Raw genomic sequence first — 23,080 nt, 5'->3', positions numbered from 1 at the left:
GCCCCCTGCCGCCCGGGAGGGGTCCGCCGGGCGGCGGAGCGGTCCACCCCGGCGGGGGGGGGCCCCCCCCCCGGGGGGGGGGGGGGGGCCCCCCCCCCCGGGGGGGGGGGGCCCCCCCACCGCCGTTTCGCCGTTTCCGGGACTTCCCGTCAGACGGCGTCCGGGATCCACGAGCCGTGGATCATCGCCGGTACGCGGCGCGGCAGATGGACCGTCGCGACCGGCGGCAGGGACAGGTCCGAGGCGTCCAGGACGAGCAGCCTGGAGGCGTTGGCGTTCAGATCGCTGACGACGGTGAGCAGATACCCGGCGTCCTCGCCGGAGGAGTCGGTGGTGGCGTCCGCCGGGACGAACACGGCCTCACTGGGCAGTTGGCCGTTGCCGAACGGCAGCAGCTGGCGGGTGCCGTCCCGGCGGTCGTACTTGACCAGCGTGTGGTTGCCGATGCCCAGGTCGTCCGGGAACGACAGCGCGTACTGGTAGCGGTGCTCGCGGCCGGTGAAGGCGTCGTTGATGGTGGGGAACTCGACGGTGAGGTCGTCGGTCTGCTCCTCCTTCACGCGGCCCGCCGCGAGGTCGACGGTCCAGCGTTTCGTCCTGGAACCGGAGTTGGGCTCCGCGCCGCGGTCCGGGGCGCCGACCCACCAGTTCCAGGAGCGCTGCCAGCCGGTACGGCCCACCGTCGGGCCCTCGACGACGATCCGGCCGTACGCGTCCTCGTAGGCATTGGCGAAGTGCATCCCGTACCCCTGGTCGACCTCGAACCAGCGGATGTGGGCCGCGCCTCCCGCGCCGCGCGGCATGACCCCGATACGGGACCGCTGGGCGTCGCTCCAGCCGTACGGGATGCCGGAGTGCTCGGCCGGGTCGAAGGTGACCGAGCCCTCCAGGAAGACGACGTGGTGCTCGGTGATGGCGAAGTCGTGCTTGAGCGCGGCGCTCGCGTCCGGGACCTCCTGGGTGTCGAGGACCTGGCCGTCGGGCGAGGCCACGTGGTGGATCAGATAGGGCGGGAACGGGGACGAGGAGAAGAAGTGCAGTTCGCCGGTGGCCGGGTCCTCCTTGGGGTGCGCGGTCATCGCCGAGGTCAGCTTGCCGCCGAAGTCGTACGCGCCCACGGTCTCCAGGTCGGCGGTCAGCTCGAAGGGGAGGTTCGCCTCGCAGAGCGCGAGGAGCCGTCCGCCGTGCTCGATGACGTGGGTGCCCGCGGTGCTGGCGGTCAGGTCGGGGCCCCGCTCGGTCATATAGGGGGCGCCTTCGAGCGCCGGGGTGTGCACCCAGCGGTTGCGGTACCACTCCGCGCGCCCCTCGCGCAGCCGTACGCCGTGCACCATGCCGCTGCCCTTGAACCAGTGGGTGGGGGTGATGCCGGGCTTCGGGTTGTGGCTGTTGCGGATCAGCCGGCCGGTCAGCTCGGGCGGCAGCGTCCCCTCGACGGTGAGTGTGGTGGCGGTGATCTCGTCGGTGACGGGGGTGTAGTGGCCGGTCAGATAGGGCTTCTCGACGCTCATGACGGTGACCTTTCTGGTGGGTTGTCGCTCGTGGATGGGAGCTTGTGGAGTGGCTTCTCGTGGAGTGGAGTGGAGTGGAGTGGAGTGGAGTGGAGGGGAGTGGAGTCGAGGGAGAGGGGGCGGGTGGCACCGGCGTACGCGGGCACCTCGCGTGCCGTACGGCGGCCGTACGGCGGCTGTACGGCCTCAGCCGCGGCGCTCGGCCTCGGACCGCAGGCGGTTCAGCCAGCTCTCCAGGGACTGGCGCAGCGCCTCGCGCATTTCCTCGGGGTGTTCCTCGACCGGGGCTCCGGCCCAGGACTCCTCGGTGCGGACCGTCACGGTCCGCACGCCGGTCGTCTCGCCGGACTCCTCGAAGGTCCAGACGTGGACGCCCTCGATGCCGTGTGCCGGGCCGCCCCAGACGATCCGCTCGCCTGGCACGACCTCGCGGACCGTGGATGTGATGTCGAGGCCGTGGGTGAGCCACCGGAAGGAGGCGCCCGGGGCGAGCGGGCCGTCGAAGTCGACCCTCTCGATGTCCGTGTTCCAGTCGGCCCACGACCCGATGTCCGTGTGCAGGGCCCATACGGCCGCCAGCGGGGCGTCAACGGTGATCGAGAGGCGTACGACGACGGGGGCGTCCTCGTCGACGGAGTGGCCGGGTGTGCTCTCGGCACTCATGGCGTGTTCGGCGTGTTCGGCGTGTCCGGCGTTCATGGCGGGATCTCCTTCTGTGGCGTCGGACGGGGGTTCAGCGGGTGGGGGCGGTGGCCGGGGCCTGCTCGGTCTGCGGCTGTGCCGCGAGGCGGCGGGACAGGAGGGGAGTCAGTGCGGCGCCGACGGCGAGTACGGCCGCCGAGACGAGGAAGGCGAGCCGGTAGCCCTCGGTGAGTGCCGCCGCGGGGGAGTGGTGGTGTGCGGCGGCGGCCGTACGGGAGGCGGCGAGCGTGCCGAGGACGGCCAGGCCCACGGCTCCGCCGATCTGCCGGGTGGTGTTGACCAGGCCGCTGGCCAGGCCCGAGTCGGCGGGCCGTACGCCGGTCACGGCGGCCCCGGTGAGCTGGACGAACGCGGTGCCGAGGCCGAGGCCGATCACGAGGATCGGGCCCAGCAGGTCGGCCGGGTAGCTGCCGTCCGCCGTGATCCGGGACAGCCACAGCAGTCCGGCGGCCTGGGTGAGCAGGCCCGCGGCGAGCGTGATGTGCGGGCCGAGCCGGCGGGCGAGCCGCGGGGCGAACCAGGAGCCGAGCATGTTCGCCGCCGCCAGGGGGAGTTGGGAGAGCCCCGTCTCCAACGGCCCCGCGCCGAGGACCTGTTGCTGATAGAGCGGCAGGAAGAAGAACAGGCCGACCCAGACGGCGCCGAGCAGCGTCATGACGAGGTTGGCCGGGGCGACCAGCCCCTCCGTCCACAGGCGCGGCGGCAGCAGCGGAGCGGGGTGGCGCCGCTCGACCAGGAGGAACAGCGCGAGCAGCACGGCCGCCGTGCCCAGGGAGCCGAGCACCCAGGGGTCGGTCCAGCCGGAGCGTCCGGCCGACGTGAGCCCGTACACCAGCGCGACCAGTCCGGCCGTGACCGTGAGGGTGCCGACGAGGTCGAGCCGGCTGGGAGCGCCGTCGTCGGGCGGTGAGGCGGGGACCAGCACCACGGTGCCGACGAGCACGACGGCCGCGCCGAGTCCGGACACGTGGAAGACCCACGGCCAGCCCAGGCCCTCGGTGAGCACCCCGCCGAGCAGGACTCCGGCGGCTCCGCCGGCGCCGGACACCGCGCCCCAGACCCCGATCGCCTTGGCGCGTCCGGGGCCCGGCGGGAAGAGCCGCATGACCAGGGAGAGCGCGGCGGGTGCCACGGCGGCTGCTCCGACGCCCTGTGCGGTGCGGGCGGTGATCAGCGCCCACGGGCCGGTGGCGAGGCCCGCGGCGACCGAGGCGGCGGCGAACAGCGCGAGGCCTGCGAGGAGGACGCGGCGCCGGCCGACGAGGTCGGCGGTCCGTCCGCCCAGCAGGAGCAGCGCTCCGAAGGCGAGGCCGTAGGAGTTCACGACCCAGGACATGCCGGTGTCCGAAAGACCGACGCCGTCACGGACCGAGGGCAGGGCGACGTTGACGATCGACGTGCTGAGCGCGACGGCGAACTGGGCGGCGGCGAGGACCGCGAGGGCGGCGCCGGGGCGGACCGCCCTTGCTCCCTTTGCGCCCTTTCGCGTGCTGGACATCGGGTTCCCTTTCTCGGGTGTTCCTGTGAGTTCTCGTGTTTCCTGTGAGTTCTTGGCTGCCATGAGTATGTGTGGTTGACCACTCACTCTTTGCTTCGAAGAAGAGGCGGGGCTGTCGGGGTGTGAGCGTGCCCCTTCGCCCCGCCGGTGGCGGGCCCGTCAGTAGTGCCGGATGCCCGCCGTGAGGGTGCGCGTCCACGGGGCGTCCACTTCCTGCGCCTCCATCGACACCACGAGATGGCAGAGCATGCCGACGGCGAAGAACTCCTGGACCTGCCGGTCGTCGCCCCCGGAGGCGCCGCGCACGTACTCCACCGTGCGGGCGTACCCCGCGCGGACGGCGTCCCGGATCGCGGGTACGGAGACCGCTGCCGCCTGGGCGTGCAGTTGAACGAGCAGCAGGTCGTTGTCGCTGATCAGGTGGGCGTAGGCGTTGCCCATCGATGAGAGCACCGCCTCCGGTGAACTGCCCTTCGCCTCGGCCGCGCCCCCTTCCAGGCTCTCGCGCACCCTGACGAAGCAGTGCTCGACGACCGCTGCGAACAGGGACTCCTTGTTCGGGAACAGCCGGTAGACGTACGCCTGGGAGATCCCGGCGGCCTTGGCCACCTCTGTGGTCGTCGTGCCGAAGTAGCCCCGCGAGGCGAAGGCGCCGATGGCGGTGCGGAGCACCGTCTCGCGGCGCTCATCGGCGGTGGACAGTTGGCGGCGTCGTTCCGTCTGCATGTGAGTACTTAACCACTCACACTTTTTCGCCGTCAAGGGCGGAGTCACTCGTCGCGCTGAAAAAATAGAGAAGCGTCCGAGCCGCGACCCGTGAGTGGCTACGCTGCGTCACCTAGGGCGGAGTCGGCGCTGAACCGTCAACTCGCCTGCCCCACCGACGACTTACCGACCACGTAACAGAGCACGGGAGCCAGGCATGGGTACGAACTGGATCGAGAAGGCCCAGCGCCTGGGCGACGGGAGCATCGGGGGCGCGATGGACCATCCGTCGATCCCGGGCCGCGTCGTCTGGCACACCACGGAGAGCGGTGCCGGCGACGACGCGTTCCGTTCCGTGTCGGCGTATCTGATCAGCGTCTCCGCCGAGCCGCACCTGCTGTACGACCCGACGACCGACCGGCTCGGCCAGTACGGGCCGCTGAACGCGAGCGCCCGCGCACTGCGCAACGACGGTTCGACGCGGACCAATCGCGTCGGGAAGGTCTGCATCCAGATCGAGGTGCTCGGGCGGGCGGGCAAGCCGTTCACCGCCACCTGGAAGCCGGGGCCCAACTACCGGGCCATGATGGCCGCGATCCGCTCCTGGAAGATCCCCGACACCTTCCCGGCCGGCCGGCTCGCGACCTCGGGCGCCGACGCGACCAACCGCCCCCGGACGATCTGGATGAGCAAGGGCGGCCACTACGGCCATGCCAACATCCCGGGCAACGACCACTGGGACCCGGGGAACATCGACAAGTCCGCGCTCTTCGAGGCGGCCCCGGTCGGGTCCCCCGGGGCGGGCGGCCCCACGCCGTCGAAGCCGGTCGTCGACCTCAGCAACGTCATCGCCGCCGCGCGCCGCGACCCGGGTCTGCCCCAGGGCGGCAAGACCCACAAGGCGGACGTCCTCGTCGTCGAAAAGGCCCTCGTAGCCGAGGGGTTGCTGCCCGCGCAGTGGGCCGACGGCTCGTTCGGCAGCAGGACGGTCGAGGCGTACGCGAGCCTCCAGCGCCGGTACGGCTTCAGCGGTGCCGACGCCAACGGCATCCCGGGTCAGACGACGCTGAAGAAGCTCGGCAAGGAGCACGGCTTCACGGTCAAGGCCTGAGTTTCAGCGAAACGGCCCGCGGGGTTCCGGACAACTTCCGGAGCCTCACGGGCCGTTGTCGTTCCCCGGTGCTCGCTCCTGAGCCTCTCCCGCTTCTTTTCTCCTGCCTTTTCTCTTGACGTGAAATTGGTCCGTACCTATGGTCACGGCCAACGCCTGTGTTCATAAAGGCATTCCGTGTTCACATACGAGAACGGATGTCCCCCACCATGCTGAACACCCCGGTACCTCCACGTCATCGCCGCAGATCCCGCTTCGCGCTCGTCGGGACCGTCGCCGCCCTCCTGGCGGGCGCACTGGCCTGGCCCGCCGCCGACCGCGCCGAGGCGGCTCCCGCCACCTTCACGCACCCCGGAGTCACCGTCTCCCGCGGCCAGTTGGACTTCGCACGGCAACAGGTCAACGCCGGCGCACAGCCCTGGAAGGGCGCGTACGACCAGATGCTGGCGAGCAAGTACGGCTCGCTCACGCGCACCCCCAAGCCCCGCGCCGTCGTCGAGTGCGGCTCGTACTCGAACCCCAACAACGGCTGCACCGACGAGCGCGAGGACGCGATCGCCGCGTACACCCAGGCCCTCGCCTGGTACATCACGCGGGACGTGCGCTACGCGCAGAAGGCGATCCAGCTGATGGACGCCTGGTCCGCGACGATCCAGGACCACACCAACAGCAACGCCCCGCTGCAGACCGGCTGGGCGGGTTCGTCCTGGCCCAAGGCCGCCGAGATCATCAAGCACACGTACGACGGCGGCTGGGCGAACTCGGGCCGCTTCGCGACCATGTTGCGCACCGTGTACCTCCCCGAGATCATCAACGGCTCGAACTCCAACGGCAACTGGGAGCTGTCGATGATGGAGGCCGCCGTCGGCATCTCCGTCTTCCTGGAGGACAAGGCGTCGTACGACAAGGCCATGGCGAAGTTCCGCACCCGTACGGCCGCGTTCGTGTATCTGTCCTCCGACGGCGCGCTGCCGAAGACCGTGCCGAGCCAGAACCTCGACACCGCGCAGAAGATCATCAACTACTGGCAGGGGCAGTCGACCTTCGTCAACGGGCTCACCCAGGAGACCTGCCGCGACCTCACGCACACCGGATACGGCATCTCCGCGATCTCGCACGTCGCCGAGACCAGCCGCATCCAGGGCCAGGACCTGTACGGCACCGACGTCGGCGAGCGGCTGCGGCACGCGCTCGGCTTCCAGGCCAAGTACCAGCTGGGCGAGGCGCCGCCGAGCTGGCTGTGCGGCGGGTCGCTGCACCTCGGGCTCGGGCCCATCACCGAGGTCGGCCACAACGCCCTGAGCAACCGTCTCGGCCATGCCATGACCAACACCGACCGGCTGACGCAGCAGAACCGGCCGTCGGGGAGCAACAACCTCTTCGTCGCCTGGGAGACACTCACGCACGGCGACAACCCGAACTGAGACGTTGCCCGACCGGGCGCCGGACGGTGATACTGGCGCCCGGTCCACGGGGGAGGGTCATGAGCCAGGTCGTCACCGAAACGATGGTGCGCGTCGAGAACGTCCACCGCTCGTACGGCAGCGGAGCAACCGCCGTACACGCCCTGCGCGGCGTCTCGTTCGACATACCGCGCGGTGAACTCGTCGCCCTCAAGGGGCGGTCGGGGTCCGGCAAGACCACACTGCTCAACCTCGTCGGCGGGCTCGACGAGCCGGACGACGGGCGGATCACCGTCGACGGGCTCGACCTCTCCGGACTCGGGGAGAACGGCCTGCTGGAGCTGCGGCGGGACCGTATCGGCTTCGTCTTCCAGTCCTTCGGTCTCATCCCGATCCTGACGGCCGCCGAGAACGTGGGCGTGCCGATGCGGCTGCGCCGGGCCGAGCCCCGCGAGCGCGAGGAGCGCGTCGAGCTGCTGCTCTCCCTGGTCGGGCTCGCCGACCACGCCGCGCAGCGGCCCGGCGAGCTCTCCGGCGGTCAGCAGCAGCGCGTGGCCATCGCCCGCGCCCTCGCGAACGAGCCGGCGCTCCTCATCGCCGACGAGCCCACCGGCCAGCTCGACGCCGAGACCGGTATCGCGGTGATGGAGCTGCTGCGGGCGGTCGTCCGCAGCGAGCGGGTCACCGCGCTCGTCGCCACCCATGACGCGGCCCTCCTCGACCTCGCCGACCGGGTCCTGGAGCTGAGCGACGGCGAGATCGTGGAGCACTGAGGCCGAGCCCCTGGAGCACTGACGCCGAGCCCGTGGAGCACTGAGGTTCACAGGCGCCCGCGGTGGCGCGTCAGGGTTCTGTCCGCGTCAGGGTTCTGTCAAAGACGTCCCGCACCCCACCCCTCACCCCATTTGTCAGGATTGTTGGCCGTAAGGTCGACGCAGCGTACGCAGTGCGTTTTGGGAAGACAATGGGGCCATGGGACGCGGCAAGCTTCGGATCTACCTCGGTGCGGCACCGGGCGTCGGCAAGACGTACGCGATGCTGTCCGAGGCACACCGGCGCGTCGAGCGGGGTACGGACTGCGTGGTGGCCTTCGTCGAGCACTACGACCGGCCGCGCACCGAGGTCATGCTGCACGGTCTGGAGCGGATCCTCCGCCGGGAGATCCCCTACCGGGACACCGTCTTCACCGAGATGGACGTCGACGCCGTCCTGGAGCGTGCCCCGGCCGTCGCCCTGGTGGACGAACTGGCCCACACGAATGTCCCCGGCTCACGGAACGCCAAGCGCTGGCAGGACGTCGAGGAACTCCTCGCCGCCGGGATCGACGTCGTCTCGACGGTCAACATCCAGCATCTGGAGTCGCTCGGTGACGTCGTCGAATCGATAACGGGAGTACGGCAGCGCGAGACCGTCCCGGACGAGGTGGTGCGCCGCGCCGATCAGATCGAGCTGGTCGACATGTCGCCCCAGGCGCTGCGCCGCCGGATGGCACACGGCAACATCTACAAGCCCGACAAGGTCGACGCGGCCCTCTCCAACTACTTCCGCCCCGGCAACCTCACCGCTCTGCGCGAACTGGCGCTCCTCTGGGTCGCCGACCGCGTCGACGAGTACCTCCAGCAGTACCGCGGCGAGCACGGCATCCGCTCCACCTGGCAGGCCCGCGAACGCATCGTCGTGGGCCTGACCGGCGGACCCGAGGGCCGTACGCTGATCCGCCGCGCCGCCCGGCTCGCGGAGAAGGGCGCAGGCGGCGAAGTACTCGCCGTCTACATCGCCCGCAGCGACGGCCTGACCTCGGCCTCGCCCAAGGAACTCGCCATCCAGCGCACCCTCGCCGAGGACCTCGGCGGCACCTTCCACCACGTCGTCGGCGACGACATCCCGTCCGCGCTGCTGGAGTTCGCCCGCGGGGTCAACGCCTCCCAGATCGTGCTGGGCTCCTCGCGGCGCAAGGCCTGGCAGTACGTGCTCGGCCCCGGCGTCGGCGCCACGGTCGCCCGGGAGTCGGGGCCCGACCTGGACGTGCACATCGTCACGCACGACGCGGCCGGCAAGGGGCGCGGACTGCCGGCCGCCCGCGGGTCGCGGCTCGGCCGGTCCCGGATCGTCGCGGGCTGGCTGGTCGGCGTCGTCGGCCCGGCCCTCCTCGCCCTGCTGCTGACCCATGGCGCCTCGAACCTCGGGCTCGCCAACGACATGCTGCTCTTCCTGACGCTGATCGTCGCGGCGGCCCTCCTCGGCGGGCTGCTCCCGGCGCTCGCCTCGGCGGCCCTCGGCTCGCTGCTGCTGAACTACTACTTCACCCCGCCACTGCACCGGTTGACCATCGCCGACCCCAAGAACATCGTCGCCATCGTGATCTTCGTGGGCGTCGCGGTGTCGGTGGCCTCCGTGGTGGACCTGGCCGCCCGTCGCACCCACCAGGCCGCCCGGCTGCGGGCCGAGTCCGAGATCCTCTCCTTCCTGGCAGGCAGCGTCCTGCGCGGCGAGACCAGCCTGGACGCCCTCCTGGAGCGGGTCCGCGAGACCTTCGGCATGGAGTCGGTCGCCCTGCTGGAACGGGACAGCGACGTCGACCCGTGGACCTGCGCGGGCAGCGTCGGCCTGCACCCGCCTACGCTCCCCGACGACGCGGACGTCGACATGCCGGTCGGCGACCACACCGCGCTCGCCCTCTCCGGCCGGGTCCTGCCCGCCGAGGACCGCCGGGTGCTCGCCGCCTTCGCCGCACAGGCCGTCGTCGTCCTGGACCGCAAACGCCTCCAGGAGGAGGCCGAGCAGGCCCGCGCACTCGCCGAGGGCAACCGCATCCGTACGGCGCTGCTGGCGGCCGTCAGCCATGACCTGCGCACGCCGCTGGCCGCCATCAAGGCCGCAGTGTCGTCCCTCAGGTCCGACGACGTCGCCTGGTCCGAGGAGGACGAGGCCGAACTCCTGGAGGGCATCGAGGCGGGCGCCGACCGGCTCGACCACCTGGTCGGCAACCTCCTCGACATGTCCCGCCTGCAGACCGGTACGGTCACGCCGCTGATCCGCGAGATCGACCTCGACGAGGTCGTCCCGATGGCGCTGGGCGGCGTACCGGAGGACAGCGTCGAGCTGGAGATCCCCGAGACGCTGCCCATGGTGGCCGTCGACCCGGGGCTGCTGGAGCGCTCCGTCGCCAACATCGTCGAGAACGCAGTCAAGTACAACCCCGCCGACGAGCGGGTCCTCGTCTCGGCCAGCGCGCTCGGCGACCGCGTGGAGGTCCGGGTCGTGGACCGCGGCCGCGGCGTCCCGGACGAGGCGAAGGACCGTATCTTCGCGCCCTTTCAGCGCTACGGGGACGTCCCGCGCGGCGCCGGTGTCGGCCTCGGCCTCGCGGTCGCCCGCGGCTTCGCCGAGGCCATGGGCGGCACCCTCGACGCCGAGGACACCCCCGGCGGCGGCCTCACCATGGTCCTCACCCTCAGAGCGGGCCCCGCCCACCCGGCACCACTCGGGGACGTCTCCGAACTCGTACAACCGGAAAGGCAGGCTTCATGACCCGCGTCCTCGTGGTCGACGACGAGCCGCAGATCACCCGAGCCCTCGTGATCAACCTCAAGGCACGCAAGTACGAGGTCGACGCGGCCCCCGACGGCGCCACCGCGCTCCAGCTCGCGGCCGCCCGGCACCCCGACGTCGTCGTGCTCGACCTGGGCCTGCCCGACATGGACGGCGTCGAGGTGATCAAGGGGCTGCGCGGCTGGACCCGTGTGCCGATCCTGGTGCTGTCAGCCCGGCACACCTCCGACGAGAAGGTCGAGGCCCTCGACGCGGGCGCCGACGACTACGTGACCAAGCCCTTCGGCATGGACGAGCTGCTCGCCCGTCTGCGGGCTGCCGTCCGCCGTGCCGAGCCCACCGGGGGAGGCGAGGACGACGTGATCGTCGAGACCGAGGACTTCACCGTCGACCTGGCCGCCAAGAAGGTCAACCGGGACGGCCGCGACGTGCGCCTCACCCCCACCGAGTGGCACCTCCTGGAGGTGCTGGTGCGCAACACGGGCCGTCTGGTCAGCCAGAAACAGCTGCTCCAGGAGGTCTGGGGCCCCTCCTACGGCACCGAGACGAACTATCTGCGGGTCTACATGGCCCAGTTGCGCCGCAAGCTGGAGACGGACCCGGCGCATCCCCGGCACTTCATTACGGAGCCCGGTATGGGGTATCGGTTCGAGAAGTGAGAGCGGTTCGGGTCGTACGCCGGTTCGAGTGGCGGCACCAGGGGTACGTAGTCGTCAGCGCCCCCCGGTACGCTTCAGATATGAGCGCTGTTCCTCGTTCCGAAAAGCCGGCGGGCCGGTTCCGGCGGATGCTCGACCGGCTCTCCTCCTCCCAGGAGGACCTGGAGTCGGAGGAGCTGCGCGAGGACACGGAGACCGCGGGCTGTACGCGTATCGGTGACTGCCGGGACCGACAGGTGGTCACCGTTACTGGTACCTTGCGCACGGTCACCCTCCGCCCGAGGGCCGGTGTCCCGGCCCTGGAGGCCGAGCTGTTCGACGGTTCGGCCGCCCTGGACGTGGTGTGGCTCGGCAGGCGCTCCATAGTGGGGATAGAACCGGGGCGCAAGCTGATCGCATCGGGCCGGATCTCGATGAGCCGGGGCCGCCGGGTGCTGTTCAATCCCAAATACGAACTCAGACCCCTCGGACGGGAGTAGCCGGTGACGTCGCTCGACAAGCCGACCGAAGACGCCCAGCGGGATTCGCGGGCGGTGACCGAGGCCGCGCTCTTCGAGGCGTTCGGCGGTCTGCGGGGCATGATCGAGACGGTCCTGCCGGGCCTGCTCTTCGTCACGATCTTCACGATCAACAAGGACCTGCACTCTGCCGCCATCGCGGCCCTCGGTGTCTCGATCCTGCTCGTCGTGGTCCGCCTGGTCATGAAGGACACCGTCAAGCACGCCTTCAGCGGCGTCTTCGGTGTGGCCTTCGGCGTGGTCTTCGCGATGATGACGGGCAACGCGAAGGACTTCTATCTGCCGGGCATGCTCTACACGCTCGGACTCGCCCTCGCCTACATCATCACCACGCTTGCGGGAGTTCCGCTGATCGGGCTCATTCTGGGGCCGGTCTTCAAGGAGAACCTCTCCTGGCGTACGCGCAATCCCGGGCGCAAGACGGCGTACGCGAAGGCCAGTTGGGCCTGGGGGCTCATCCTGCTCGCCAAGTGCGCGATCCTGTTCCCGCTGTACTGGTGGGCCGACACGACTCAGTTCGGCTGGGTCCTGATCGCGCTGAAGATCCCGCCCTTCCTGCTCGCGGTCTGGCTCACGTGGGTCTTCCTGGCGAAGGCTCCGCCGCCGATTGATGTGTTTGCGGAGATGGAGGCGGAGGAGCGGGCCGAGAAGGAGCGGGAAGCGGCGGCTCGGTCTGCGGATTAGGCACCCAGTGCCTGTGTGGGCCTCCCTGGGGGCTGCCGCCCCCAGACCCCCGCTTCGGCCTGAACGGCCTCGTCCTCAAACGCCGGACGGGCTGAAATAGGGCGCCCGGAGTTTTCCGGGCGCCCTATTTACGTGTTCCAGACCGTCAGCCCGCCGTCTCCTCGCGGCGTACCGACAGCAGGTCCTCCAGCTGTTCCTCGCGGGCCTGGGCCGCCACGAAGAGGAGTTCGTCGCCCGCTTCCAGGGAGTCCTCCCGGGTGGGCGTGAGGACCCGGGTGCCGCGGATGATGGTGACGAGGGACGTGTCCTCGGGCCATGCCACTTCGCCGACCTGGGTGCCGGCGAGGGCCGACTCCGGGGGCAGGGTCAGTTCGACGAGGTTGGCGTCGCCGTGGCTGAAGCGGAGCAGGCGGACCAGGTCACCGACGCTCACCGCCTCCTCGACCAGGGCCGACATCAGACGGGGGGTCGAGACGGCGACGTCCACGCCCCACGACTCGTTGAACAGCCATTCGTTCTTGGGGTTGTTGACGCGGGCGACGACCCGCGGGACCCCGTACTCCGTCTTGGCGAGGAGCGACACGACGAGGTTCACCTTGTCGTCGCCCGTCGCCGCGATGACCACGTTGCACCTCTGCAGCGCGGCCTCGTCCAGCGAAGTGATCTCGCAGGCGTCGGCAAGCAGCCACTCCGCCTGCGGGACGCGCTCGACCGAGATGGCGGTCGGCGCCTTGTCGATCAGCAGGACCTCGTGCCCGTTCTCCAGGAGCTCGCCCGCGATCGAGCGGCCCACCGCGCCGGCACCGGCAATGGCGACCCTCATCAGTGACCGCCTTCTTCCTCGGGGCCCTCGGCGAACGACGCCTCGACCTTCTCGACGTCGTCCGTACGCATCATCACGTGCACCAGGTCGCCCTCCTGCAGCACCGTCTGCGAGGTGGGCAGCACCGCCTCGCCCAGCCGGGTGAGGAAGGCCACGCGCACACCGGTCTCCTCCTGGAGCCGGCTGATCCGCTGGCCGACCCACGCCGTGGAGGCGTGCACCTCGGCGAGCTGCACCCCGCCCGTGGGGTCGCGCCACAGCGGCTCGGCGCCCGACGGGAGCAGTCGGCGCAGCATCTGGTCGGCGGTCCAGCGCACGGTGGCGACCGTCGGAATGCCCAGCCGCTGGTAGACCTCGGCACGGCGGGGGTCGTAGATACGCGCCGCTACGTTCTCGATGCCGAACATCTCCCGGGCCACCCGGGCGGCGATGATGTTCGAGTTGTCACCGCTGGAGACGGCGGCGAAGGCGCCGGCGTCCTCGATGCCCGCCTCGCGCAGGGTGTCCTGGTCGAAGCCGATGCCGGTGACACGACGGCCGCCGAACCCGGAGCCCAGTCGTCGGAAGGCGGTGGGGTCCTGGTCGATCACGGCGACCGTATGCCCCTGTTGCTCCAGGGTCTGGGCAAGAGCGGAACCCACTCTTCCGCAGCCCATGATGACGATGTGCACGACCGTCCTTCCGGTGTGAAAAGTTGCTGCTCAGGCTGACACGCGTAAGACAGCGTCTCAGACCGACGCCCAAGCTACACACGCGCGGTCCGCGGGGGGCACCCCCGTGCACGATCGCCCGCGGGATCCCGGCGATCAGCGGCGGCTGATGCTGCGCACGCTGACGAGAGTGAGGATCCCGAGGCCTACGAGTCCGGCGGCGGCGCCGATGAGTTCCGCGGTGGCGTGCATGGAACCTCCATGAAGTGGCAAGGGGCGGCAAAGTTTTGGCTTTTTTCATATAGGCATGCGGCTCCGCCCGGCGGTGGAATCCGCAACCGGGCCCGTACGGGATTTCACTCGGAGGGCAGACGAAGGACGGGCGCGCTGTCCTCCGAGCGACGCCAAGGGCGGGGGAGGGTGGGCGTGGCCGTGTTCGACCGCTTACGATCCTCTGCGTGTCCAAACTGACCGACGTGCCCAAACGGATCTTGATCGGGCGCGCACTGCGCAGTGACCGGCTCGGAGAGACACTCCTGCCGAAGCGCATCGCACTCCCCGTTTTCGCCTCCGACCCGCTCTCCTCCGTGGCGTACGCGCCGGGAGAAGTGCTGCTCGTCCTTTCCATCGCGGGCGTGTCGGCCTACCACTTCAGCCCCTGGATCGCCGTAGCGGTCGTCGTGCTGATGTTCACCGTCGTCGCCTCCTACCGGCAGAACGTGCACGCCTACCCCAGCGGCGGCGGCGACTACGAGGTGGCCAACACCAACCTCGGCCCCAAGGCCGGCCTCACCGTCGCCAGCGCGCTGCTCGTCGACTACGTCCTGACCGTCGCCGTGTCGATCTCGTCCGGCATCGAGAACCTCGGCTCCGCGATCCCGTTCGTCGTCGAGCACAAGGTGCTCTGCGCGATCGCCGTGATCGTGCTGCTCACGCTGATGAACCTGCGCGGGGTCAAGGAGTCCGGGAAGCTCTTCGCTATCCCGACGTACGTCTTCGTGGTGGGCGTCTTCCTGATGATCGCGTGGGGTGCCTTCCGCGGGCTCGTCCTCGACGACACCATGAAGGCGCCGACCGCCGACTTCGAGATCAAGGCCGAGCACCAGGGGCTCGCGGGCTTCGCCCTCGTCTTCCTGCTGCTGCGCGCCTTCTCCTCCGGCTGTGCCGCCCTCACGGGCGTCGAGGCGATCTCCAACGGCGTCCCCGCCTTCCGCAAGCCCAAGTCCAAGAACGCGGCGAGCACGCTCGCCGCCATGGGCCTGCTCGCCGTCACCATGTTCTGCGGCATCATCGGCCTGGCCATGGCGACCAACGTCCGCATGGCCGAGAACCCCGCGCACGACCTGCTGAAGAACGGTGTCGAGGTCGGCTCCGACTACGTTCAGAACCCGGTGATCTCCCAGGTCGCCGAGGCCGTGTTCGGTGACGGCAGCTTCCTGTTCATCGTGCTCGCCGCGGCCACCGCGCTCGTGCTCTTCCTCGCCGCGAACACCGCGTACAACGGATTCCCGCTGCTCGGCTCGATCCTCGCGCAGGACCGCTACCTGCCGCGCCAGCTGCACACGCGTGGCGACCGGCTCGCCTTCTCGAACGGCATCGTGCTGCTCGCCGGCGCGGCCATCCTGCTCGTCTGGGTCTACGGCGCCGACTCGACGCGGCTCATCCAGCTCTACATCGTCGGTGTGTTCGTGTCCTTCACGCTCAGCCAGACCGGCATGGTCCGGCACTGGAACCGCCACCTGGCCACCGAGAAGGACCAGGCCAAGCGCCGTCACATGGTCCGCTCCCGGGCGATCAACGCGTTCGGTGCCTTCTTCACCGGCCTGGTCCTGGTCGTCGTCCTCGTCACCAAGTTCACGCACGGCGCCTGGGTCGCGCTGCTCGGCATGGTGATCTTCTACGCCACGATGTCCGCGATCCGGAAGCACTACGACCGCGTCGCCGAGGAGATCGCCGCGCCCGAGGGCCCGTCCGACGACAGCGTGCGCCCCTCCCGGGTCCACTCCGTCGTGCTGATCTCGAAGATCCACCGGCCGACGCTGCGGGCCCTCGCGTACGCCAAACTGATGCGCTCCGACACCCTGGAGGCGCTCAGCGTCAATGTCGACCCGGCCGAGACGAAGGCCCTGCGCGAGGAGTGGGAGCGGCGCGGCATCGACGTACCGCTGAAGGTCCTCGACTCGCCGTACCGCGAGATCACGCGGCCGGTCATCGAGTACGTGAAGGGACTGCGCCGTGAGTCCCCGCGCGACGCGGTGTCGGTGATCATCCCCGAGTACGTGGTCGGCCACTGGTACGAGCAGCTGCTGCACAACCAGAGCGCGCTGCGGCTCAAGGGGCGGCTGCTGTTCACGCCGGGCGTGATGGTGACGTCCGTGCCGTACCAGCTGGAGTCGTCCGAGGTGGCCAAGAAGCGGGCCCGCAAGCGGCAGGACTGGAACGCGCCGGGTTCCGTGCGGCGTGGGCCTGCCGAGGACCGGCCGAAGGAGCCGACGTCCCCGAAGAGCTGAGAATCAGGGGGCAGGGCGCCAGGGGGCCTACGGGCTCGTGGTGAGCGGCCGGGCGGTGTCCACGTAGACTGGTGGGCTGTTGTCCGGCCGTTCCCCATTTCGCATCTGGAGTCACCCCGCCATGCAGGCAGAACCGAAGAAATCGCCGGCGGGGTCGCTCGTGGGTCAGGAGTACGAGGTCGAGATCGGCCCCGTCGCGCACGGCGGGCACTGCATCGCCCGTACGGACGCCGGCCAGGTCCTCTTCGTACGGCATGCGCTGCCCGGCGAGCGGGTCGTCGCGCGGGTGACGGAGGGCGAGGAGGACTCGCGCTTCCTGCGGGCGGACGCGGTGACCGTGCTGGAGGCGTCCAAGGACCGCGTCGAGGCGCCCTGTCCGTACGCCGGTCCGGGCCGCTGCGGTGGCTGCGACTGGCAGCACGCCAAGCCGGGCGCGCAGCGGCGGCTCAAGGGCGAGGTCATCGCCGAGCAGCTCCAGCGGCTCGCGGGCCTCACCCCGGAGGAGGCCGGCTGGGACGGCACGGTGATGCCGGCCGAGGGCGACAAGCTGCCCGCCGGTGAGGTCCCCGCCTGGCGTACGCGCGTGCAGTACGCGGTCGACGAGGACGGCAACGCCGGTCTGCGCCGCCACCGTTCGCACGAGGTCGAGCCGATCGAGCACTGCATGATCGCCGCGCCCGGGGTCTCCGAGCTGGGCATCGAGGAGCGCGACTGGTCCGGCATGGAGTCGGTCGAGGCGATCGCGGCGACCGGTTCGCAGGACCGCATGGTGATCCTCGAACCGCGGCCCGGCGCGCGCCTCCCCCTCGTCGAACTCGACAAGCCCGTCTCCGTGATGCGCGTCGAGGAACACGACGGCGGTATCCACCGCGTCCACGGCCGCGCCTTCGTCCGCGAGCGCGCCGACGGCCGTACGCACCGGGTCGGCAGCGGCGGCTTCTGGCAGGTCCACCCGATGGCGGCCGACACCCTGGTCAAGGCCGTCATGCAGGGCCTGCTCCCGCGCAAGGGCGACATGGCCCTCGACCTCTACTGCGGCGTCGGCCTCTTCGCCGGCGCGCTGGCCGACCGCCTCGGCGACAAGGGCGCGGTCCTCGGCATCGAGTCCGGCAAGCGCGCGGTGGAGGACGCCAAGCACAACCTCGCCGCGTTCGACCGCGTCCGCATCGAACAGGGCAAGGTCGAGACGGTCCTCCCGCGCACCGGCATCACCGAGGTCGACCTCATCGTCCTCGACCCGCCCCGCGCCGGCGCCGGCAAGAAGACGGTCCAGCACCTGGCTTCGCTGGGGGCGCGCAAGATCGCGTACGTGGCCTGCGACCCGGCGGCGCTGGCGCGGGACCTGGCGTACTTCCGGGAGGGCGGGTACCGGGTGCGGACGCTGCGGGCGTTCGATCTGTTTCCGATGACGGCGCACGTGGAGTGCATCGCGATTCTTGAGCCGGTCCGATAGGCGTCTGGCCTGGCCTTTCCTGATTTCGCTCCGTCCGATCGATCTGTTTTCCCCTGCATATGGCGTGAAGCGAGTTACGCGTTCGCCAGTGACCTCTGACCTGCGGCTCCATGGGGGAGTGTGGGGTCGGCCGTTGAGTTCCGATCCCTGCCGGTGTCGCCTCGGCAGCGGACTGGTTCGACGCCCAAATGACGCTCGTTCTGATGGGTCAGCACCTGCAAGTTGGCGTGGAGCGCTGCTCGGAGATATGCCTGCACACTTCTCGTAGGAACTCTCTAGGTCTGTCTTGATCTTGGTGTTGGTCACCACGACCGGGGGCATCGGGACCGACAAGGCCAGCATCAGCGGCTCGCACTATTCGCTGTACTTCGAGGACGGCCACCTTGGCCAGGACGACGTTGCCGAAGTTGGAGTGACTGTCTGGGCTGCAGCACGACTGCCGGGGTACTACATGAGCCGCGTGGTCATTCTCGGGCACGATCACCGGCGTCGGTTCGATGGGCGCAAGCCGCCGCATTCTTGAAGATCGGTGCCGAGGCGGGACTTATGGCGGGCCCGCCGGTGAAGTTCGGATCCGGAGCACGACTCCGGGAGTCCTCCGACGCGCTGCTCGACTGGTTCCACCTGGAGGTCGTGCTCAGCGCGAGTGGCGTGCGCACCACCTGTTCGGGCAGAGGCGGCATGAAGCACAAACCCGATCGCCGACTCGACGAACCCTCTCGGTCGCAGCAGTAGATCAAGGTGAGAATACGCCAATCCTGAATAGCGCCAAACTAGGACACCCATGCTTGTGTGACGTAAGTGACCCTTGACGACGCCGTGTTAGCGGCATTGACTCTGCGCACTTGTGCGATTTCTGTGACGCTGAGGTGGGGTTCATGCAACGGGGGCAGGACGTTCGTAGGGCTGCTGTAAAGGGGTTGGGGTGGCATCGATCAACGCCCCGTGTCGTGGCCCTCGCGGTCGTTGCCGCCCTGACTGTGGGGGTCCTTGCGGACACGGCCGGTCCGGTCGCTGCCCAGACTCGGAGCGTAGGGGCGGATGCCGTGCCAGCCGACGATGAGAGGTCTGCTCCGGTCACCACCGACGAGGCGCTCGCACAGGCGAAACGTTCGGGCAAGTACGTCGAGGTCGGATCGCTGCGCGGTGAGAGTACGGACGTGTTTGCCACGCCTGACGGTGATTTGGAGGCTCGGGAGTTTCTGCGGCCGGTACGGGCCCGCGTCAGGGGCGAATGGAGACCGATAGACACGAGCCTGTCAAAAGTATCGGGGGGAATGGTTGCTACGCAGGCGACCACCGTAGGTCTGGAGTTCTCCGCCGGCGGTGCAGCTGCACCGTTGGTGCGGATGGTGAAGGGGGGGCGTGAGCTTGAACTGTCCTGGCCCGGAGAACTGCCTGCGCCGGAACTGAGCGGCGGCACGGCCACATACCGCGATGTTCTTCCCGATGTGGACCTCCGAATGGGTGCACAGGAAGATGGGTTCACCCAACTGCTGGTGGTTAAGTCGGCGGAGGCAGCGACCAGTAGTGAGCTTTCCGAACTGCGGCTCAAGCTCACCGCGGACGGAATGAAGGTTCGTGAGACCGCTGAGGGTGGCCTGGAGGCGGTCGACCAAGGCGCGAACGGGACAGTGTTCGAAGCGCCCAAGCCGATGATGTGGGACTCCAGCGCGGCTGCCGAAGGCGGCCAGGGTGCCAAGGGCGTTCAGCCCAGGGCGGCAGTTGCTGGCGACACTACTCCGGCGGATGCGGTCGAGGAGCCTGCGGCAGGTGAGTCGGGGAAGCTGGCGCCTGTCGGTGTGGACGTGCCGACGGACGGCAAGGAGTTGGTGCTCATCCCCGATGTGGAGGTGTTGAAGGGGAAGGACACTACCTATCCGGTGTTCATCGACCCGCAGTGGTACTCGCCGAGGGCAACGGCGTGGACGATGGCGTCGGAGTACTGGGCGTCCTCGCCGCAGTGGAAGTTCAACGGCGAGTCGAACGCCGGTATGGGGTATTGCGGGTGGGCGTACTGCAAGCCGAATGACACCAAGCGGCTGTTCTATCGGATTCCGGTGTCGAAGTTCGCGGGCAAGAGTATCCTGCGGGCCGAGTTCGTGGTGCGGAATGTGTGGTCCGCTTCTTGTGAGGCGCGCGGTGTCCAGTTGTGGCGGACGAAGGACATCTCGTCGTCGACCACGTGGAATTCGCAGAAAGCCTCTGGATTTTGGATCGACCACCTCAAGACCGAGTCGTTTGCGCATGGCTACGAGGGCTGTGGGGCCAAGGACGCGGAGTTCGATGTCAAGTCGGCCGTTCAGCAGGCCGCAAACGGCAAGTGGTCGACGATGACGTTCGGCATGCAGGCCTCGAGTGAGAGCGATGCCAACGGCTGGAAGCGGTTCTCGGACAAGGCCTTTCTGCGGGTCAAGTACAACCGGCCTCCTCCGCAGATCAAGATGTCCCAGCTGAGCATGGAATACGGCGGCACGTGCAAGAAGCCCGACAGTGCGGCGCGGAGCCGCTCCTTGGGGACGATCTACGCCGACGACATCACTGACCCGGACGGTGACAACGTCGCCATACAGTTCCAGGCCAAGTGGGATGCTGGGGACGGCAAGGGGTTGATCGTTCGCTGGAAGCCGTCTGTGAGCGGATCGAAGAAGTCCGGCTCGGGATTCTCCATAGGGCTGCCTTCCTCTGTACCGGAGAACAAGCAGATTCATTGGTACGCGCGGTCATACGACGGGGCGCAGTATTCGCCGTGGTCGTATGCGGGCGATGCGACCGGTTGCTACTTCTATTACGACACCAAGGCGCCCAAACCGCCGACGATCTCGTCGACGGAATACCCTGCATCCGACTCTGGCAATCCCGATGATCCGTGGTACGACGGGATAGGCAAGTACGGGGCGTTCACGATCGCGGCCAACGACACCCAGGTGACCAAGTACTGGTACGGCATCAATGTCGACCCGTCATCGAGCAATGCGATCACGACCGCGAGTGGGGCGGCCAAAACCCTCAAGGTCCTGCCGCCCAAGGTCGGCATCAATACCTTGTACGTGAAGTCCTTCGACGCTGCGGGAAACGCCTCAGCACCGGTCAGCTACCGCTTCCGTGTGAAAGCGGGGCAGCCGGAACGGGCGACGTGGCAGATGGACGAAGACGCGGGTGCGATTGAGGCGAAGGGGTCGACACCGCCCCGGACTGCCGCCCTGCACGGTGGCGTGACGCCGAATGTGCCCGGTACTCGGGGAACGGCTGTGGCGTTCAACGGCACGGACGGCTACGCGTCGACCGATCTGTCGGTGGTGAACACCAGCGGGGGGTTCGCGGTGTCGGCATGGGTGAAGCTGTCGAAGATGCCCGATGGTGCCGCGGTGATTGCCACCCAGCCCGGCACCCACGCTCCTGGCTTCGAGCTGTACTACTCCAAGGCGTACGACCGGTGGGTGTTCAACCAGTACAAGGCCGACATGGCGGATGCGGGCATCGCCCGGGTGATGGCTGCTCAGCCGGGCGGCGTGACGGTCGACAAGTGGACACACCTGGTCGGCTCTTACAGTTCCGGACGGGACGTGTTGGAGCTGTTCGTCGACGGCAGGCTGGTCGGCCAGACGCCCTACAGCACGCCCTGGGAAGCACGGCGCGGCCTCCAGATCGGCGCTGCCTCCTACAGCGGCGCCCCCAGCGCTTTCCTCCCTGGCGCGGTTGACGCTCTGCACCTGTTCGACAAGCCGCTGGCCCAGGACGAGGTGGACAAACTATTCACCCAGCAGACCGTGGGCGACCCGGGCCGCCCCGCCGTCGCGATCTTCGACCTGGACGAGCCGGCTGACGCCACCGAGGTCACCGGGCACGGTGGTGTGCTGCCCGCCAAATACAACGGCGGCGTGACCACCGGCGTCCCCGGTGTGGCGGGCAAGGCCGCCAAGTTCAACGGCACCGATGGCTACGCGAAGATCGGACAGACCAGCGGGCCGCACGTGAACACCTCGCGAAGCTTCACCGTCTCGGCTTGGGCGAAGCTGGACAAGAAGCCGGATGGCGCGGCGATCATTACTGCTCAGGCGGGCACCCACGCTCCTGGCTTCGAGCTGTATTACTCCAAGGCGTACGACCGGTGGGCGTTCAACCAGTACTCCTCCGATGCGGCTGACGCCATCCCCGTACGTGCCATGCAGCCGGAGGGCACCACAGCGCGCGCGGGGGAGTGGGTACACCTGGTCGGTGTCCACGACACGATCGCCAACACACTGACGCTGTATGTGAACGGAACGAAAGCCGGGTCGACGGAGCTGTCCGGAGCTTTCTACGCGGACCAGTCCATGTACATCGGAGCCGACAACTACGGCGGCCAGATCAGGAGTTACTTCCCGGGCACCATCGACGATGTGCGGCTGCTGGACCGTCCGGTTTCCGCCGACGAGGTCAAGCAGATGCTCAAGCAGCGCCCGCTGGTCAAGGGGCGGTGGAAGTTCGAGGACGTCAGCGATACCGCCACGACGCCGGACGACACGGCCGAGGGCAACACGATGGCACTGCGCGGCGGCGCCAAGGCCGGTCCCGGTTTCATCGATCTGGGAGGCGTGGAACTCGACGGCGTCGACGACTACGGCGACACGAACCGGATACCGGTGGACACCACCGGCAGTTTCTCAGTGACGGCATGGGCCCAGGCAGCGGCCACCCCTGGAGACGAAGTCGCGCTCGTCAGCGCGGACGGCACCCGCACCAGCGCGTTCGCCGTGCGGTACGCGCCTGATCCAGTCGATCCAGAAGGGCTGGGCAGGTGGCGGCTGAGTCTGCCCGCCCAGGACTCCGACGCGGCCGCCGTGAGCGAGGCGGACAACGGGAACTTCAATGACGTCCGTGACTGGAATCACCTTGCCGTGGTCTACGACGGACTCGCCAAGGAAATCCGGCTGTACGTCAACGGCAACATCGAAGAGGTCGCCTGCGCGGACAGCGACGGTGACGCAGCGCCGGACCAGGCCGGCTGCACGGACCTGGTCCCGTGGGCGGAGAACGCGCTCTCCTTCAAGGCCGCGGGTGCGCTGCAGGTCGGCCGTGCCAAGCAGGCCGGAGCCTTCGGCGAGTACTTCCCCGGGCTGGTCGATGACGTGTGGGCATTCGAAGGTCCCCTGACGGACGCGCAGATCGAAAAGCTGGCCGCCAGCTGGTTCGACGTGCCCACCCAAGTACCCGGCAGCTGATCACTCCCTCCCGGGGCGTGCCCCGGGAGGAGATCCGGCACGCACCTGAGACTTCCCTGCCGCGGTGAAGCGGCACTGACCTTGGTCGATCCTGTGA

At 69.1% G+C, this 23,080-nt stretch carries 17 protein-coding genes; 11 read left to right on the top strand and 6 right to left on the bottom strand.

Annotation, left to right across the window (positions count from 1 at the left end):
- Nucleotides 1–149: 149 nt before the first annotated feature.
- The 4 genes from ACIBEI_RS33305 to ACIBEI_RS33290 form a co-directional block, all read right to left on the bottom strand.
- Nucleotides 150–1,511: a carotenoid oxygenase family protein gene (locus ACIBEI_RS33305; RefSeq protein ID WP_398893918.1), complete on the bottom strand. Its 1,362-nt coding sequence runs from the start codon at nucleotides 1,509–1,511 to the stop codon at nucleotides 150–152.
- Between the two features lie 186 nt (nucleotides 1,512–1,697).
- Nucleotides 1,698–2,210 carry an SRPBCC family protein gene (locus ACIBEI_RS33300; RefSeq protein WP_398893916.1) on the bottom strand — a complete coding sequence of 171 codons (513 nt, stop codon included), beginning with the start codon at nucleotides 2,208–2,210 and terminating at the stop codon, nucleotides 1,698–1,700.
- Nucleotides 2,211–2,244: 34 nt separating this feature from the next.
- Nucleotides 2,245–3,711, bottom strand: a complete 1,467-nt coding sequence (locus ACIBEI_RS33295) for an MFS transporter (protein ID WP_398893915.1) — start codon at nucleotides 3,709–3,711, stop codon at nucleotides 2,245–2,247.
- Between the two features lie 159 nt (nucleotides 3,712–3,870).
- Nucleotides 3,871–4,437: a TetR/AcrR family transcriptional regulator gene (locus ACIBEI_RS33290; protein WP_398893913.1), complete on the bottom strand. Its 567-nt coding sequence runs from the start codon at nucleotides 4,435–4,437 to the stop codon at nucleotides 3,871–3,873.
- Between the two features lie 196 nt (nucleotides 4,438–4,633).
- Here ACIBEI_RS33290 and ACIBEI_RS33285 point away from each other — a divergent pair, with 196 nt between their 5' ends.
- From ACIBEI_RS33285 to ACIBEI_RS33255, 7 genes are all read left to right on the top strand, one after another.
- Nucleotides 4,634–5,527: a peptidoglycan-binding protein gene (locus ACIBEI_RS33285; protein WP_398893912.1), complete on the top strand. Its 894-nt coding sequence runs from the start codon at nucleotides 4,634–4,636 to the stop codon at nucleotides 5,525–5,527.
- A 197-nt stretch (nucleotides 5,528–5,724) separates the two neighbouring features.
- Nucleotides 5,725–6,951 carry an alginate lyase family protein gene (locus tag ACIBEI_RS33280; protein ID WP_398893911.1) on the top strand — a complete coding sequence of 409 codons (1,227 nt, stop codon included), beginning with the start codon at nucleotides 5,725–5,727 and terminating at the stop codon, nucleotides 6,949–6,951.
- Between the two features lie 59 nt (nucleotides 6,952–7,010).
- Complete coding sequence (locus ACIBEI_RS33275; protein ID WP_055615456.1) at nucleotides 7,011–7,703, top strand: ABC transporter ATP-binding protein; 693 nt, start codon at nucleotides 7,011–7,013, stop codon at nucleotides 7,701–7,703.
- Between the two features lie 199 nt (nucleotides 7,704–7,902).
- Nucleotides 7,903–10,461, top strand: coding sequence for a DUF4118 domain-containing protein (locus ACIBEI_RS33270; RefSeq protein WP_398893909.1), 2,559 nt, complete (start codon nucleotides 7,903–7,905; stop codon nucleotides 10,459–10,461).
- The gene (locus ACIBEI_RS33265) at nucleotides 10,458–11,141 is read left to right on the top strand and encodes a response regulator (protein WP_269650785.1); all 684 of its coding nucleotides are present in this window, start codon (nucleotides 10,458–10,460) and stop codon (nucleotides 11,139–11,141) included. Before ACIBEI_RS33270 ends, ACIBEI_RS33265 begins: the two co-directional genes overlap by 4 nt.
- An 80-nt stretch (nucleotides 11,142–11,221) precedes the next feature.
- Nucleotides 11,222–11,620, top strand: coding sequence for an OB-fold nucleic acid binding domain-containing protein (locus tag ACIBEI_RS33260; RefSeq protein WP_359943564.1), 399 nt, complete (start codon nucleotides 11,222–11,224; stop codon nucleotides 11,618–11,620).
- Between the two features lie 3 nt (nucleotides 11,621–11,623).
- Nucleotides 11,624–12,343: a DUF3159 domain-containing protein gene (locus ACIBEI_RS33255; RefSeq protein ID WP_055615459.1), complete on the top strand. Its 720-nt coding sequence runs from the start codon at nucleotides 11,624–11,626 to the stop codon at nucleotides 12,341–12,343.
- Between the two features lie 145 nt (nucleotides 12,344–12,488).
- On the opposite strand, the gene ACIBEI_RS33250 is transcribed toward ACIBEI_RS33255, so the two are convergent.
- Nucleotides 12,489–13,166, bottom strand: coding sequence for a TrkA family potassium uptake protein (locus ACIBEI_RS33250; protein WP_189841148.1), 678 nt, complete (start codon nucleotides 13,164–13,166; stop codon nucleotides 12,489–12,491).
- On the bottom strand, nucleotides 13,166–13,837 hold the full coding sequence (locus tag ACIBEI_RS33245; protein WP_055615461.1) for a TrkA family potassium uptake protein: 672 nt from the start codon (nucleotides 13,835–13,837) through the stop codon (nucleotides 13,166–13,168). Before ACIBEI_RS33245 ends, ACIBEI_RS33250 begins: the two co-directional genes overlap by 1 nt.
- 437 nt (nucleotides 13,838–14,274) lie before the next feature.
- Between ACIBEI_RS33245 and ACIBEI_RS33240 the strand changes: the two genes are divergently transcribed.
- The 4 genes from ACIBEI_RS33240 to ACIBEI_RS33225 all read left to right on the top strand — a co-directional run bounded on the left by ACIBEI_RS33240 (nucleotide 14,275) and on the right by ACIBEI_RS33225 (nucleotide 22,983).
- On the top strand, nucleotides 14,275–16,326 hold the full coding sequence (locus ACIBEI_RS33240) for an APC family permease (RefSeq protein WP_398893907.1): 2,052 nt from the start codon (nucleotides 14,275–14,277) through the stop codon (nucleotides 16,324–16,326).
- 121 nt (nucleotides 16,327–16,447) lie between these two features.
- On the top strand, nucleotides 16,448–17,779 hold the full coding sequence (locus ACIBEI_RS33235; protein ID WP_398893906.1) for a class I SAM-dependent RNA methyltransferase: 1,332 nt from the start codon (nucleotides 16,448–16,450) through the stop codon (nucleotides 17,777–17,779).
- A gap of 298 nt (nucleotides 17,780–18,077) precedes the next feature.
- Nucleotides 18,078–18,302 (top strand): hypothetical protein, encoded by a 225-nt coding sequence (locus ACIBEI_RS33230; protein WP_398893904.1) that lies wholly within the window; start codon nucleotides 18,078–18,080, stop codon nucleotides 18,300–18,302.
- Nucleotides 18,303–18,657: 355 nt separating this feature from the next.
- On the top strand, nucleotides 18,658–22,983 hold the full coding sequence (locus ACIBEI_RS33225) for a LamG-like jellyroll fold domain-containing protein (RefSeq protein WP_398893902.1): 4,326 nt from the start codon (nucleotides 18,658–18,660) through the stop codon (nucleotides 22,981–22,983).
- The last annotated feature ends 97 nt before the right edge of the window (nucleotides 22,984–23,080 follow it).

The sequence above is a fragment of the Streptomyces sp. NPDC050988 genome (genome assembly GCF_044456225.1).
GTDB lineage: Bacteria > Actinomycetota > Actinomycetes > Streptomycetales > Streptomycetaceae > Streptomyces.
The sequence above is the reverse complement of the archived record's forward strand: the minus strand, read 5'-3'. Positions and strand labels throughout refer to the sequence as shown.